Source organism: Myxococcus sp. AM011 (assembly GCF_013372595.1).
In the GTDB taxonomy this organism is placed as follows: Bacteria; Myxococcota; Myxococcia; order Myxococcales; family Myxococcaceae; genus Myxococcus; species Myxococcus eversor.
The window spans coordinates 1-14284 of record NZ_JABXEM010000110.1; the positions used below are offsets into that span (position 1 = coordinate 1).

At 70.1% G+C, this 14284-nt stretch carries 12 protein-coding genes and 1 pseudogene; 8 read left to right on the forward strand and 5 right to left on the reverse strand.

Annotation, left to right across the window (positions count from 1 at the left end; genetic code table 11):
* The first annotated feature begins 190 nt into the window (after positions 1–190).
* Complete coding sequence (locus HUW62_RS22790; protein ID WP_368670456.1) at positions 191–1201, forward strand: alpha/beta hydrolase family protein; 1011 nt, start codon at positions 191–193, stop codon at positions 1199–1201.
* Here the strand turns inward: HUW62_RS22790 and HUW62_RS22795 are convergent.
* A complete protein-coding gene (locus tag HUW62_RS22795; protein WP_176435607.1) occupies positions 1135–2169 on the reverse strand; it encodes a serine/threonine-protein kinase in 1035 nt (344 codons plus the stop codon). The two genes, HUW62_RS22790 and HUW62_RS22795, sit on opposite strands and share 67 nt — an antisense overlap.
* Before the next feature lie 282 nt (positions 2170–2451).
* Between HUW62_RS22795 and HUW62_RS22800 the strand changes: the two genes are divergently transcribed.
* The 3 genes from HUW62_RS22800 (at position 2452) to serA (ending at position 6046) form a co-directional block, all read left to right on the forward strand.
* Positions 2452–2829, forward strand: coding sequence for an STAS/SEC14 domain-containing protein (locus HUW62_RS22800; protein WP_163869051.1), 378 nt, complete (start codon positions 2452–2454; stop codon positions 2827–2829).
* A gap of 107 nt (positions 2830–2936) precedes the next feature.
* The gene (locus HUW62_RS22805; RefSeq protein ID WP_176435608.1) at positions 2937–4598 is read left to right on the forward strand and encodes a serine protease; all 1662 of its coding nucleotides are present in this window, start codon (positions 2937–2939) and stop codon (positions 4596–4598) included.
* A 194-nt stretch (positions 4599–4792) separates the two neighbouring features.
* Entirely contained in the window at positions 4793–6046 is a 1254-nt protein-coding gene (serA, locus tag HUW62_RS22810) for a phosphoglycerate dehydrogenase (RefSeq protein ID WP_163869049.1), read from the forward strand.
* A gap of 24 nt (positions 6047–6070) precedes the next feature.
* On the opposite strand, the gene HUW62_RS22815 is transcribed toward serA, so the two are convergent.
* Entirely contained in the window at positions 6071–7477 is a 1407-nt protein-coding gene (locus tag HUW62_RS22815) for an FAD-binding oxidoreductase (RefSeq protein ID WP_163869048.1), read from the reverse strand.
* A gap of 182 nt (positions 7478–7659) precedes the next feature.
* Between HUW62_RS22815 and HUW62_RS22820 the strand changes: the two genes are divergently transcribed.
* The 3 genes and pseudogenes from HUW62_RS22820 to HUW62_RS22830 all read left to right on the forward strand — a co-directional run.
* Positions 7660–8043, forward strand: a complete 384-nt coding sequence (locus tag HUW62_RS22820) for a hypothetical protein (protein WP_163869047.1) — start codon at positions 7660–7662, stop codon at positions 8041–8043.
* A gap of 18 nt (positions 8044–8061) precedes the next feature.
* Positions 8062–9870, forward strand: coding sequence for a hypothetical protein (locus tag HUW62_RS22825; RefSeq protein ID WP_163869046.1), 1809 nt, complete (start codon positions 8062–8064; stop codon positions 9868–9870).
* 42 nt (positions 9871–9912) lie between these two features.
* A pseudogene (locus tag HUW62_RS22830) lies at positions 9913–10086 on the forward strand (dihydrofolate reductase family protein); the annotation flags it as partial.
* A gap of 37 nt (positions 10087–10123) precedes the next feature.
* On the opposite strand, the gene HUW62_RS22835 reads toward HUW62_RS22830, so the two are convergent.
* A complete protein-coding gene (locus tag HUW62_RS22835; protein WP_176435609.1) occupies positions 10124–11443 on the reverse strand; it encodes a hypothetical protein in 1320 nt (439 codons plus the stop codon).
* Positions 11440–12804, reverse strand: coding sequence for a hypothetical protein (locus HUW62_RS22840; RefSeq protein WP_176435610.1), 1365 nt, complete (start codon positions 12802–12804; stop codon positions 11440–11442). Before HUW62_RS22840 ends, HUW62_RS22835 begins: the two co-directional genes overlap by 4 nt.
* Before the next feature lie 163 nt (positions 12805–12967).
* Between HUW62_RS22840 and HUW62_RS22845 the strand changes: the two genes are divergently transcribed.
* Positions 12968–13786 carry a hypothetical protein gene (locus HUW62_RS22845; protein WP_205522782.1) on the forward strand — a complete coding sequence of 273 codons (819 nt, stop codon included), beginning with the start codon at positions 12968–12970 and terminating at the stop codon, positions 13784–13786.
* 12 nt (positions 13787–13798) lie between these two features.
* Here HUW62_RS22845 and HUW62_RS22850 read toward each other — a convergent pair whose 3' ends face one another.
* Entirely contained in the window at positions 13799–14275 is a 477-nt protein-coding gene (locus HUW62_RS22850; RefSeq protein ID WP_176435611.1) for a hypothetical protein, read from the reverse strand.
* Positions 14276–14284: the final 9 nt, after the last annotated feature.

A 14284-nucleotide genomic window follows, 5' to 3' on the forward strand; every position in this document is an offset into this window, starting at 1 on the left:
GCCTCACCGCCCCGGCCTTGAACTCCTCCGTGTAGCTACGCCGGGGACGTCGTGGCTTCTTCACTTCCGTCATGTTGGACACCGTACCTGCCTCTTCCTTGGTGTCCACTGAAGCGGATCAAGCCCAAACGGCGCGCTGCGCGTCACCGGCATCAACGCGGACGGCCGCACCGCCATCCGGTTGCACGACGTGAAGGCCGGCAAACAGCTCGACTTGCCCAAGCTCCCCGAGGGCGACATCACCAGCGTGTCCCTGGGCCGCAGCGAGAAGCGCATGGCCTTCCACCACAACGGGGACCGCTCCCCCAGCAACCTGTACGTCTTCGACTTCGCAACGAAGAAGGTCACCCGCCTGACGGACAACCTCAACCCGGAGATCGACGCCAAGGACCTGGTGGACGCGGAGGTGGTGCGCTTCAAGTCCTTCGACGGACTGGAGATTCCGAACATCCTCTTCAAGCCGCACCAGGCCACCGCGAAGCAGCAGGCGCCCGCGCTCGTGTGGGTCCACGGCGGCCCGGGTGGCCAGTCCCGCAAGGGCTACAGCGCGATGATTCAGTACCTGGTCAACCACGGCTACGTGGTGCTGGCCATCAACAACCGGGGCAGCTCCGGCTACGGCAAGACGTTCTTCACCGCGGACGACCAGAAGCACGGCAAGGAGCCGCTCCAGGACTGCGTCGAGGCGAAGAAGTACCTGGCCACCCTCCCCTACGTGGACGGCTCGCGCGTGGGCATCATCGGCGGCAGCTACGGCGGCTACATGACGCTGGCCGCGCTGGCCTTCCAGCCGGACGTCTTCAACGTGGGCGTGGACATCTTCGGCGTGTCCAACTGGCTGCGCACGCTCAAGAGCATGCCCGCCCACTGGGAGTCACGGCGTCAGGCGCTCTACCAGGAGGTCGGCAACCCGGAGACGCAGGAGGCGATGCTGCGCGAGGTCTCCCCGCTGTTCCACGCGGAGAAGATTCGCAAGCCGCTGCTCGTCATCCAGGGTGCCAATGACCCGCACGTGCTGAAGGCGGAGTCGGACGAAATCGTCCAGGCCGTGCAGAAGAGCAAGGTCCCCGTCGAGTACGTCCTCTTCCCCGACGAGGGCCATGGCTTCACCAAGAAGAAGAACGAGGCGGAGGCCTACTCCCGCACCCGCGCGTTCCTGGACCAGTACCTGAAGAAGCCCGCGAACGCCCCGACGAACTGAGCCGTCCGCGTCCGGTGCGCGCTCGAAGGGGCGCGCACCGGCTCCGCCACCTCCTCTGCCCCTCCGACGTCCCGCAGCGCCTCCAGCACCGCGTCCATGGACGCGAAGCGCTCTTCGGGCCGCTTCTCCAGGCAGCGGCGCACCACCGCCTCCACGGCCTGTGGGATGGACAGCTCCGGCCGCACTTCACGGAAGGCCGGCACCGGCTCCTTGTGGTGGGCGAAGACCAGCTCCAGCGGGTCCTCCGACTCGAAGGGCGCGCGCCCCACCAGCATCTGGAAGAGGACGACGCCCAGCGAATAGATGTCCCCGCGCGCGTCGGCGACGCCACGGGCCCGCTCTGGCGCCATGTACGCGTGCGCGCCATGGAACGAGCCGCTCACGGTGATTTCCGGCACCGAGAGCCGCTTCGACTCCGCGGCGACGGGCCGCAGCCGACCGAACCCGCGCACCTTCACATGCGAGGACTCGCGCCCGGACGCATCCGTCACCAGCGTGACGTGGGCCGGCGTCACGTCCCCGTGCACCACGCCCCGCTGGTGCGCCTGTCGCAGCGAGCGCCCCATGCCACGGGCCAGCTCCACCGCGCGCGCCCACGGCAGCGGCCCCGAGGCGAGCACCTGGGCCAGCGTGCGCCCCTCCAGCCACTCCAGGGCGACGTAGGGCGTACCCACGTCCGTGCTGCCCGCGTCGAGCACGGTGACGGTGTTGGGGTGGCCCAGCCTGGCGGCGTCACGGGCCTCCTGGAAGAAGCGCTGCCGTGCCTCCAGGTCCTCGGACGGCGCCGTCAGCACCCGGAGCGCCACTTCCCGCTCCAGCGGGAGCTGGAGGGCCCGGTACAGCGGCGTGGAGGCGCTTTCGCTCACCGCCTCCAGCACCTGGAAGCGGCCATGCAGCTCCCCGCCCACGAGCGGGTCCACGCCCCACGGAGGGAATGCCTGCGAAGGGGTGGGGTGCTCGGTCTGCATGGCGGAATCTCCTCGGAACACTCCCAGGCGCTCGTCACGACGACGTCGAGCGCCCGTGACGGCCCCGACAACACGACGCGACACCTGGGAACCCGGGGCCACGCCTTCAGCGCGGCCATACCGGGTCGGCGGCAGGGACGTCATTAGCCGGGGGGTCTGACATTCCGGGCGCTTCCGGACAGGGCGGGAGGACCTACCTCCCCCCAGGACATTGGAAGCGTCGGGTATCGGAGTGTCACCGGCTGAGGCTAGGATGCCGGGCCTTCGGAGCCGTCACCACTCATGCCATTCCAGATCAACGTTCACGCGCAGGACCGCATCCTCGAGGTCGTCTATCCCCCCCAGGTCACCTCCGCCGACCTGGCCGAGTACCTGACGGAGGTGAAGAAGGCGATTGTCGCGTTCGCGGGGGAGTGGTCCGCGCTGGTGGACCAGTCCCAGTTGAGGGTGATGCCCACGGACGTCGTGGCCTCCATGGCGGGGCTCAATGCGTACGCGCAGTTGCATGGGATGCAGCGCTCGGCGCGGGTCGTCACTGACGCCCCCTCCGGCCTGCAGGCCTGGCGCATGACGAAGCGGGCCATGCTGACCATCCCCACGCGCACCTTCGAGACGCGGCAGGATGCCCTGGAGTGGCTGCGCAATCCCGACGCGGACTGAGCAATCACCTCGGAGGGCGGCTGCCCTTCCGCTGGCCGGCTCCTTTATAGTGGCGACCTGCCTGTCCCCGCGGCGGGCATCGGTCCCCCATCAGGAGTCGTCTTCACATGTCCAACACCCGGAATGGCGCCGCCCGGAAGTTCCTTGGCGCGCTGCTGTGTACCTTCGCCTTCACCGCCTGTCAGCCGGGCCCCGAGGCCTCGCCTGGCGAGGAGGCTCCGCAGACTCCTGAGACGGAGACCGGCGAGCAGCCCGTGGTCTACGGCAACGATGACCGCAAGGACGTGTTCGAGCACACCGACGCCACGCTGAGGGCCCGGGCCGAGCAGGCCACCGTGGCGCTGATGTCCCCGTCGGACTTCAACGCCACCAACCCCAACAACGTCACCTTCAACGGCCCGAACCTGGGCACGTACGAGAACCTCTGCACCAACCAGCGCTTCCGGACGGACCCCACGGCGGCGTGGTGCTCGGGCACCCTCATCGACGATGACCTGGTGCTGACGGCCGGCCACTGCGTGGAGACGGCGGCGGACTGCCGCAACACGCGCTTCGTCTTCAACTACTACCGCACGTCCGCCACCGCGCTGAAGACGGTGACGACCGCGGACATCTTCTCCTGCCAGTCCATCGTCGTGCAGAAGCTGGAGTCGACGGGCGGCCGCGACTTGGACTTCGCCATCCTCAAGCTGGACCGCTCCGCGGCGCCGCGCTTCACGCCCGCGCCCGTGCGCGCCGGCAACACGGCGCTGGCCTCTGGCGCCAACGTGGCCGTCATCGGCTCCGGCAGCGGCATCCCCTTCAAGATTGACTCCGGCGGCTCGGTGCGCACGCCCAACGCCACCACGCTGGACTACTTCGTCGCGACGACGGACACCTTCGCCGGCAACTCCGGCTCGGGCGTGTACGAGACGGCGGGCCACACCCTGGCGGGCATCCTCGTGCGCGGCGACACGGACTACGTGCGCAGCGGGAGCTGCTACGTCGTGAACACCTGCTCGGAGACGGGCTGCGGCGGTGAGGAAATCACCTACGTGAACAACGCCATCACCGCGCTGTGCCAGGCGTCCACCAGCACGCGGCTGTGCGGCTCCGGCCCGCCGCCCACGGGCGGCAGCAGCTTCACCTTCTCCGCCAGCAACACCGCCAGCGCCACCACCAACACCACCAACAAGACGGTGGCCCTGACGGCCGGCCAGAAAATCACCCTGGGCACCTGCGGCGTCACCGGCGCCTCCGTGACGGGTGACTCCTTCCTGCGCCTGTTCGGCCCCAGCGGGGGCGAGGTCGCCAGCAACGACGACGAGTGCGGCGGCCGGGGCTCGAAGCTGACCTTCACCGCGACGGCTGCGGGGACTTTCGAGGTCCGCGCGGGCTGCTACTCCTCCGGCGCCTGCTCCGGCACGGTGGCCTGGACGCTGGAGGGCGGCGGCACCGGCCCGACGCCGTCGAACGGCTCCTTCACGTACACCGGCAGCGCCACCAACAGCGCGCAGACGGGCACCACGAACCGGGACATCACCGTGGCCGCCGGCCAGAGCATCTCCTTCGGCACCTGCACCGTGGCGGGCTCCACCGGCACCGGCGACACCTACCTGCGCCTGTACAACAGCGCGGGCCAGCAGGTGACGAGCAACGACGACTCCTGCGGCGCGCTGTCCTACGCCAACTACACCGTGCCCGCGGGCGCGGGCGGCACCTACCAGGTCCGCGCGGGCTGCTACGGCAGCACCTCCTGCACCGGCACCGTGGCGTGGACCGTCCAGTAGCTCCGGGGTCCTGACGCACACAGTCCCTCGCGGGCGGTCCGGGAAGCCGGGCCGCCCGCTTTCTTTTTCCGGACACCCCACCCCCCACGTCGCGCACGGCGGGCCGCCCACCTTCCCGGCCTTCGACACAGGGGCCTCCAGCCCCCTCACCCCACGCTTGACAGCCTGGGGGCCGGGGTCTAACGCACGGCGACATGAGCACTGCCCGGTTCCCGCCGTCCCCGACGCGCCCGATTCTCAACGAGGGTCCGTTCCGCGCCCTGCTGCTGGAGAACATCCACCCCTCGGCCGAGGTGCTGCTGGCCGCCGAGGGCTTCGTGGTGGAGCGCACGTCCTCCGCGCTCAAGCCGGCGGAGCTGGCCGAGCGCCTCAAGGGCGTGCACCTGTTGGGCATCCGCAGCAAGACGACGGTGCCGGCGGAGTCGCTGGTGCACGCGGACGAGCTGCTCGCCATCGGCGCCTTCTGCATCGGCACCAACCAGGTGGACCTGACGTCCGCCAACACGCACGGCATCCCCGTCTTCAACGCGCCGTTCAGCAACACGCGCAGCGTGGCGGAGATGGTCATCGCCGAAATCATCGCCCTGACGCGGCAGCTCTTCGACCGCAGCCGCGAGGTGCACACGGGCCAGTGGCGCAAGGTCGCCACCGGCAGCCACGAGGTGCGCGGCAAGACGCTGGGCATCATCGGCTATGGCCACATCGGCTCGCAGCTCGGCGTGCTCGCGGAGTCCCTGGGCCTGCGGGTGCTCTACTTCGATGTCATGACGAAGCTGCCCCTGGGCAACTCGCGCGCGGTGGGCACGCTGGACGAGCTGCTCGCCGAATCCGACTTCGTCACGCTCCATGTCCCGGCGCTGACGTCCACGCACATGATGATGGGCGCCGAGCAGCTCGCGAAGATGAAGCAGGGCGCCTGCCTCATCAACGCCAGCCGGGGCACGGTGGTGGACATCCCCGCGCTCGCGGCGGCGCTGCGCTCCAAGCACCTGGGCGGCGCCGCGGTGGACGTCTACCCGGAGGAGCCCGAGGGCAACTCGGATGGATTCGTTACCGAGTTGCAGAACCTGCCCAACGTCATCCTGACGCCGCACATCGGCGGCTCCACGGAGGAGGCACAGGCGTCCATCGGCAGGGAGGTGGCCGTCAGCCTCTCCAAGTTCTTCCGGACGGGCGCGACGACGGGCTCGGTGAACTTCCCCATGGTGGAGGCGCCGCTCATCCCCGGCACCCACCGCATCCTCAACGTGCACCGGAACATCCCCGGCGTGCTGCGCGACATCAACCGCATCGTCTCCGACTTGAACGCCAACATCCACGCGCAGGTCCTCAGCACGGACGCGAACATCGGCTACCTGGTCATGGACCTGGACCAGGACGTGTCGCGCCCCGTCTGTGACGCCATCGCCGGCCTGACGACGGACATCAAGACGCGCATCGTCTCCTGACGTGACGCGAGCCCGCAGGCGCGCTCAGGCGTCCAGGATTTTGCCGGGGTTGAGCACGCCCCGGGGGTCCAGGGTCCGCTTGAGCGCGCGCAAGAGGGCCAGCTCCTCCTCGGAGCGCGAGTAGCCCAGGTAGTCCTTCTTCAACAGGCCGATGCCGTGCTCCGCGGAGATGCTGCCCGCGTGCTTGCGCACCAGCTCGAACATGGTGGGGTCCGCCTGCTTCGTGTGGGCCAGGAACTCCGCCTTGTCCAGCGCGTCCGGCTTCATCACGTTGACGTGCAGGTTGCCGTCGCCGATGTGGCCGAAGAGGCAGATCTCCCACCCCGGGTAGCGCGACTGGAAGACGGCCTCCAGCTCCGCGCAGAACGCCTCCAGGCCCGCGACGGGCAGGGAGATGTCGTTCTTGTGGGGCAGGCCCGTGGCGGACAGGCTCTCGCTGATGCCCTCGCGCAGCGCCCACAGCTCCGCGGCCTGGGCCGCGCCCTGCGCCTGCGTGCCGTCCGTCACCAGCCCCCGCTCGAAGAGCGAGCCCAGCCACGCCTCCACCGCCGCCGCGTCGCGGGGCTCCGCCTCCAGCAGCACGTAGCAGCCGCTGGGCGCTTCGAAGGGGGAGCGCAGCTTGCGGTGGCGCTGCACGCGCGAAAGGCACCGGTCCGTGAAGAACTCGTAGGCGGAGATGAGGAAGGCCGTCTGCTGGCGCGCGTCCCGGAACAGCCGCAGCACGGAGGCCACGTCCGGCACGGCGAAGAGGAAGACGTCCTGCTTGCCGGGCAACTGCGTCAGCTTGAGGGTGGCCTCGGTGATGACGCCCAGCGTGCCCTCGCTGCCGATGAAGAGCTGGCGCAAATCCAGGCCGGTGTTGTTCTTCTCCAGCGCGCCGTTGAGCTCGAGCACGCGGCCGTCCGCCGTCACCACCTGGAGGCCCAACACCCAGTTGCGGGTGAGGCCGTAGCGGATGACCTTCACCCCACCCGCGTTGGTGGCGATGTTGCCGCCCACCGTGCTGGAGCCCTTGGAGGCGAAGTCCACCGGCCACGTCAGGCCATGCTCGGCGCAGTGGCGGTGCACCGCCTCCGTCACCGCGCCCGCCTGCACGCGGACCGTGTTGCCGAGCAGGTCCACCGGGCCCAGGCGCGCCATGCGCTGGAGCGACAGCACCACCTCGCCCTTCGCCGCCACCGCGCCGCCCGCCAGGCCCGTGCGCCCGCCGGAGGGCACCACCGCCACGGCGTGCTGGTGGCACAGGGCGAGCAGTCGGGCGACCTCGTCCGTGGTGCGGGGCAGCGCCACCGCGCTGGGGGCCGGGGCGTATACGCGCGTCCAGTCGCGCCCGTACTCCTTCAACTCCTCCGCGTCCTGGGTGAGGAAGTCGGCGGGAAAGCCCTCGGAGAGAGCGCGGAGGAAGTCGGCGGGGAGCGAGGCGCTGGACATGCCCCAGGCGTATTGCAGGTCCCACCCCGTGACAAGGTGCGGCGAGGGCCCCGGCGCGTGGGAGGTCGCCCGGAAATCACCCCGGACGGCCCAGGAAAATGGGCTCGCTGCGTATACGCAGGCGACGCCTGTCGGACTGCCGGGGCGTCCCCGTATCCCACCCACCTTCAGGATTCCCGAAGATGCACCCGAGCCGAGTCCTCCGCGCCGCCACCCTGCTGCTCGCCACCCTGACGTTGACGCCCTCCGCGCTGGCGGCGGCCGAGGAGCCCCAGTTCGACCTGCCCTACGTCTTCGAGACGGTGGACAGCTACGAGGTCGTCCACGCGGACACCATCCAGGTGACCGGCGTCCTCCAGGGAGAGAGCGCCCCCCGGACGCTGGAGTTCAGCTTCCCCTACTCGCCCAGCAACTACGACAACAGCCAGCACATCTCCCGCTGTGACCGGATGGCCTTGCTGGTGATGAACAAGCCCGGGGCCTACCTCCTCGAGATGACGCTCAAGCTCCGGGGGCAGATGGTCACTTGCAAGCTGACTCGCCGGGCCGCGACGCCGGCACCCTGACGGAAGACGGTCTTCTCCATGGACACGATGCGAGGAGTCTGGCTGGCGCTCGCGCTGGCCATGGCCGGCCTTCAGGCTGGCTGCGGCGATGGCCTGGGCGGCGGCGCGGAGCAACCAGACCGGGACCGGGACAACGTCCCGGACGACAAGGACTGCGCCCCGGAGGACAGGATGCGCTGGCGCGAGGTGTCGGCCTTCCAGGACACGGACGGTGATGGCTGGGGCGAAGGCCCCGCGCAGACGGTGTGCGCGCCCAATGTCCTGCCTCCGGGTTGGGCCCCACGGACCGGGGACTGCGCTCCGGCGGATGCCAGCCGGTGGTTGCTGCTCACGGGCCTGTACCCGGACCTGGATGGCGACGGGGCCACCGCCCCGGGCCCCGTGGACGTCTGCGCGGGAGCGGCCCTCTCCGGATACCTCCAGCAGGCGGGGCCCTCGGACTGTGACGACCAGGATGGACGGTTCCAGGCGGCCACCTGGGCCTGGCCCGACCCGGATGGGGACGACGTCGGAGAAGGACCTCGCGTCGTCGCCTGTGCTGGCAGGCCCGCGCCCACCGGCTTCTCGCTCGTGGAGGGGGACTGCGCGCCTCTTGATGCCACGCGCTCCGTGCTCCGCGCCTACGCGTACGTGGACAATGACGGAGACGGCCACACCGTGGAGTCCTCGGGGACGCTGTGCCTGGGCGACCGACAGCCCCTGCCCTCGGGTTACTCCACCCAACCTCAAGGTGCGGACTGCGATGACATGGACCCGTCGACGTGGCAGGAGCGCGGCGTCTTCGTGGACACGGATGGCGACGGCTTCGGCGCCGGGCCCTTGTCGTTCCAGTGCCTGGGTGCCCGGCTTCCCCCGGACCATTCACTCCAGGGCGAGGACTGCGCCCCGGAGGACAGGACGCTCTGGCAGTGGCGGGGCTACGCGCACCGGGACGCGGACGGAGATGGGGACACCGTGCCGGAGAATGGCGTGCGGTGCAGCGGGGCGGCCCTGCCCACGGGTTACGCCCTCTGGCCGAACGGACTCGACTGTGACGACCACGACGCCTCCGTCCGGGTGAGTTGGAGCGTCCACCCCGACGAGGATGGGGACACCGTGGGCGCGGGCGCGCGGGTGACGGTGTGCGCGGGAATGACGGTGCCGGCGGGCTACTCGACGGTGGACACGGACTGCGCTCCCACGGTCCCCAGCGACTGGCAGCGGCTGACGTACGCGCATCGCGACGCGGATGGGGACGGCTACACGGTGCCCCAGTCGGGAGAACTCTGCACGGGCGCGGCGCTGCCTCCGGGCTACCAGGTGTTCGAGCAACGCCGGGACTGCGACGACACGAGCGCCGCGCGACACACCCTGGTCCAGTCCTGGAGTGACGAGGATGGAGACGGCGTGGGCGCTGGAGAGCCCGAGTCGCTGTGCACCAACGGCCAGGTACCCGCCCCTGGGTCGGCTTTGGGGACTGACTGCGCGGATGACGATGCCACGCGCTGGCGGCAGCACGCCTACGCCCATGTGGACCGCGATGAAGATGGCGCCACGACACCCGAACAGGGTGGACTCTGCGCGGCGGACACCCTGCCCGCGCCCTACTTCACGAAGGCCACGGGCAACGACTGCGACGACGCGGACGTGGAGCGCTCGCGCTGGGTGGTTCTCTATCCGGACCTGGATGGCGACGGCGTGGGCGCGGAGCCTCGACAGATTCCGTGCCTCGGCGCGGCGCTGCCTCCGGGAATGTCCCTCCACGGCTACGACGTGGACGACAGCGACCCGGAGGTGAACGTGGACGCGGAGGACGACCTCCAGGTGGGGCTCATCCTGGGGATGTGATTCGCATTCCCGCGCGCTGACGACAGGCGAACCCTTGCCGCTCAACTGCTCACCGAGGGCCTCGTCGACGAGGTCCTCGTCAAGCTGAACCCGGTGCTGCTCGGCGCGGGCATCCCCCTCGTCTCGCGGCTGGGCTCGCACGTCAATCTGGAGCTGCTGTCGACCAAGGTCTACCAGACCGGCGTCGTGCTGCTCCAGTACGCCGTCACGCGCTGAGCCCTCGCGCGCCTGGGCGCCCCGGAAGGGGATGCACTCACTTCCGGGCGCGCTTCTGCTCTCGCGTGGCGGCGTCCGGCCAGGTGCGGAGAATCCACTCGGCGTTGGATTGCGCGGACCACTCCACCTCCCCTTTCAGGACCTGCGAGCCGCGGCTGACGCGGAACACCTGAGTCAGGGGTGTGTTGTCCCGCTTCAACAAGGAGTCCTGGGCCGACCAGCTCACGCCCCCAGTGGACGTCACCAGCTTCGTCAGCCAGGCGTCGAACTCCTCGCCGGACAACCAGCGGAGCTGCTCCACCACCTGGCCCACCTCCGCCTCCAGCGCGGACTCCCGCCCCGTCACCACCGAGAGCACCTGACGACCCGCTTCATCCGGAAGGAAGCTCACCCCGCCAGGACGCAACACGGCCCACCCGGGGCGGGCCACCTTCCCCTCCTCCTCCAGCGAACCGAAGAAGACCACCACGTCCCCGAGCCGCACCCCGGAGCGCACCAGCCCTCGCAGGGGTGGCTGGCTGTGCAGCTCCAGGAGCGTCGCGAGCGCCTCCGCGTCCGCGAGCCCTGACATCTGGAACCGTGGCTCACCGTCCACCTTCAAATCGAACGCCGGGCCCTTCCCCAGGTGGACACCTCCGGGAGCAATCGTGGACAGGGGGACGGAGACCGCCTCTCCGAGCGTCGGCATCCACAACAGCCTCTTGCTCGTCATCCAGACGCGACCCGACCGGGCCCACAGCCAGAACACCGGAGAAAGGATGAGCGCGACCAGCGCCACCATCGCCCAGCCCTTCCCCAGCAGCGGCAGGAGGAGCACACACACGAGCGAATACAGCAGGGCCAGGGAGCGCGGGACCGTCTGCCCCAGGGAGATCGGCGAGGACCGGGCCGACTGGAACAGCAGCACCTCTCCGGGTCCGAGCGACAGCATCGTCCGCTTGCGCACCAACCCGTCCAGCCGCGCCAGCTCCACCTTCAGCACGGGGGCACCGGCCACGGACACCAGCCGGGACAGTCGCTTGCGCACCAGCGTCCGCAGTCGCTCCCGGCGAGCCTCCAGCTTCCGCAGCCCCTTCATCACCGGCAGCGTGTCGGCCCAGCCTTCCACCCGCGCGCGCCGACTCGTTCGCTCCAGCGCCTCCTCGACGGTGGACTCCTGCTCCAGCCACTCCGGGACGAGCATGGGCTGCTCGCGCCACCGCCGCTTCCACCCCGGGCCGCTCAGCACCGACTCCAGAAGGGCGTCGCGCCGCAGCGCCGCCTCCAACACCTCCGCGCGGCCCTCGAGCTGGACGCGAACATCCTCGGGTGTGGGTCCTTCCGACGACTCCGCCCGGGTGCGGATACCTTCGCTCATGAGCCGCTGCCCACCTTGCGCCGGTCCTCATCGCTCGAACCCTGGCGGCCCTCGCGCCAGGCACGCACCAGACGATAGCCGCTCTCCAGATCCGATGGCGCCAACCGGCCGACGAGGACCTCCGCGCCCCGGGTGATGTGAACCTGCTGCTCCAAAGGAGTGTCCTGGGCCACCCGTGCATCCCCCGAGGACCAGGCCGCGCCCCCCGTCGCCGCCGCGGCCCTCGCGAGGTACGCATCCAGCTCCGCCTCGGGCTGCCAGCTCAGTCCCTCCAGAACCAACCCCAAGTCGAAATGAAACGGCAGATTCCGTCCCGTTGCCGCGTGAAACAAGACCGCGCCTTGGTCGAAGTCCCGGAGGAAGAAGACGCCACGGCCCAGCAACACGGCGCGGCCCGAGAGCCACGCCTCGTCGCGACGCAGCCGCGCCTCGAAGGACACCAGCTCCACCTGCCGGTCCACCCGGGACGCTTGCTCCCGGATGCGGGCATCGCGAAACAGTTCCAGCAGGACGCGCAGCCGACTGGCGCCCGCGACAGTGAACCCCTTCAACCGGATGAACTGGTCTCCGCGCACGCAGACCGTTCCCTCGGGTCCATCCAGCATGACTCCATTGTCCGCCAGCGAGTCCAACCGCACGGCCGCCGGGGGCTCGTTTCCAGGCGCAATCCACACCAGGCGCTCCGGCGTGAGCCAGACGACGCCCGGGGCACTCCTTCGCTGCAACACCACCGTCGCTATCAACAACCCGCCCAGCGCCGGTCCGCCACCCACCAGCGCCACGCCCCTCTCGCCGAGCACCAGCAGCACGAACATCCCCACCAGGAGGACCAACCAGCCCAGGGCCAGGACGAGGGACGCCACGGACTGCGACGACCCGTCCGGCGCGCCGATGCGCAGCGAGAAGGGCTCTCCCGGCATCCGCTTGAGGGAGACCTCCTGGGAGCTGACCTCCTCCAGCTTTCGCAGCCCATCCTCCAGCGACAGGGACTCCGGCGCGAGGCTCCGGCGCAACAGCACGCTCCGCACGCGCAGCGTCAGTCGCTCGCGGACCTCGCGCACCTGACTCACGGTCCTCGGAATCGACGAGCCCTCCAGCCAGCCCTCCTGTCCGCCGCGCCGCTCGGTGCGCTCCAGCGCCTCCAGCAGCGTCGGCTCCACATCCAGGACGCCCTGAATCAGCGAGGGGTCTTCCCGCAGCGTCCGCCACCAGCCGCGCGAGGCCAGTGTCCCGTGGAGCAGGCGATAGCGGTGGAGGGCGGACTCAATCAACTCCACGCGCCCCTCCAGGCGGCGGCGCAGGTCCCCCTCGGACGGGCGCGACTCGGTCGTCACCGCGCCGATTCGGTTGCGTTCGGACATTGCCCTCGCAGCATAGCCCGCCGGGCCCTCCCCCCGGGAGCAGGGCCCGTGCGACCCAGGACAGTCCCGACGGCGGCGCGAGGGAATCCCCATCCACCATGCCTAGGCTCGCGCTCACGCGCCGCTCGGGGCGCGCCTTGCCGGGGGGCGCGGCATGGACCGCATGCGAAGACCCTTCCTCATCGCCTCGCTGGTGTTGCTGGCGCTCTGCGTGCTCGTGGAAGTGGGCTCGCCCATCCTGCTGCCCCAGAAGTCGCCGGACTGCTCGGCGCTGAGCGGCACGAAGCCCTGCGCTTCCATTCCCGGGCTCCCGGAGGACTGCCGTCCCCTGCACGCCGCCATCTGCGACGGCGAGGACGTGGACCCCTCCGACGTGGTGCGCACGCAGAAGGAGAACCCGCCCACGCCGGGCCTGGGCATTCCCTATCTGGCCCTGGTGGACGCGCTCCTCTTGCTCACGCTCGCCCTCATGGGCGCGAGCCTCATCATCCCCGAGCGGGTGCAGGGACGCGTGCAGGGCCTGGCCACGCTCATCGGCGCAGTCGTGGCGCTGCTCACCGGCTTCGGCCTGCTGCTGGCCGCCATCGCGCTGACGCTCACGATGATAACGCTCGTGGCCTCGGTGCCCTTCGGCACGCTGGCCTATCTGGCCGTGTGGGGATTCTTCAACCGGGGAGGCGCGGCCGGCACGCTGGGATTCTTGATGTTCCTCAAGCTCGCCGCGGGCGTGTGCCTGGTGCTCGCGCACCAGCGCTTCCTCCAGAACAAGGGCCTGGTGCTGCTCTACCTCACGTCGCTGCTGGCCAACGCCGTGGTGTCCTTCCTCCACGGGCTGGTGCCCATCATCCTCGTCAGCATCACCGACGCGGTGGGCGCCATCATCGTCGCCATCCTCGGCCTCATCTGGGCCGTGCTGCTGCTGGTGGGCGCGCTGGTGTCCATCGTCAAGGTGCTGCGCCTCAAGCGCGCGGCGCCGGCCTGAAGCACCCGAGGCTCACCGCAGGCCCAGCTCGCAGATGGGGCGCTGTGGCGGAGCCCCCAGGCACGTCACCTGGAGGTCCGCGCCCTCCTGCATGACATCCAGCTTCTTCGACTCCTTGAGCGGATCGAACTTCGCCGGCACGGACGGCTTGCCCCGGGACACCAGCTCCACCCTGACCACGCCGGGAGGCCGGAGCACCAGCTCCAGGGTGCGCAGCCGCGTGTCGGACGCCTTCACGTCCACCCGACAGCCGCCGCCGCTTGGCAGCGTCAACACGCCCTCCTGGAGGGGACACGTCGCGGCCAGCTCCGTGGCGTCCACGGGCTTGGGCTTGATGAACCGCGCCCGGAGCTCCTGCGCGCTCTTCGTGGGACTCTCGCGGCTCGCGGACTCATCCCTCGCGCCCAGGCCCACGCCCAGGACATAGAGCGCGACGATGGCGACGATGGCCAGGATGAGCACGACATGGATGGGCTTCAACTCGGGCATGGCGCGGGC

Excerpts from the sequence above, each read along its gene's own strand:
- HUW62_RS22795 (WP_176435607.1), bottom strand. The coding sequence starts at position 2,169 with ATGCAGACCGAGCACCCCACCCCTTCGCAGGCATTCCCTCCGTGGGGC.
- HUW62_RS22800 (WP_163869051.1), top strand. The coding sequence starts at position 2,452 with ATGCCATTCCAGATCAACGTTCACGCGCAGGACCGCATCCTCGAGGTC.
- HUW62_RS22805 (WP_176435608.1), top strand. The coding sequence starts at position 2,937 with ATGTCCAACACCCGGAATGGCGCCGCCCGGAAGTTCCTTGGCGCGCTG.
- serA (WP_163869049.1), top strand. The coding sequence starts at position 4,793 with ATGAGCACTGCCCGGTTCCCGCCGTCCCCGACGCGCCCGATTCTCAAC.
- HUW62_RS22815 (WP_163869048.1), bottom strand. The coding sequence starts at position 7,477 with ATGTCCAGCGCCTCGCTCCCCGCCGACTTCCTCCGCGCTCTCTCCGAG.
- HUW62_RS22820 (WP_163869047.1), top strand. The coding sequence starts at position 7,660 with ATGCACCCGAGCCGAGTCCTCCGCGCCGCCACCCTGCTGCTCGCCACC.
- HUW62_RS22825 (WP_163869046.1), top strand. The coding sequence starts at position 8,062 with ATGGACACGATGCGAGGAGTCTGGCTGGCGCTCGCGCTGGCCATGGCC.
- HUW62_RS22835 (WP_176435609.1), bottom strand. The coding sequence starts at position 11,443 with ATGAGCGAAGGTATCCGCACCCGGGCGGAGTCGTCGGAAGGACCCACA.
- HUW62_RS22840 (WP_176435610.1), bottom strand. The coding sequence starts at position 12,804 with ATGTCCGAACGCAACCGAATCGGCGCGGTGACGACCGAGTCGCGCCCG.
- HUW62_RS22845 (WP_205522782.1), top strand. The coding sequence starts at position 12,968 with ATGCGAAGACCCTTCCTCATCGCCTCGCTGGTGTTGCTGGCGCTCTGC.
- HUW62_RS22850 (WP_176435611.1), bottom strand. The coding sequence starts at position 14,275 with ATGCCCGAGTTGAAGCCCATCCATGTCGTGCTCATCCTGGCCATCGTC.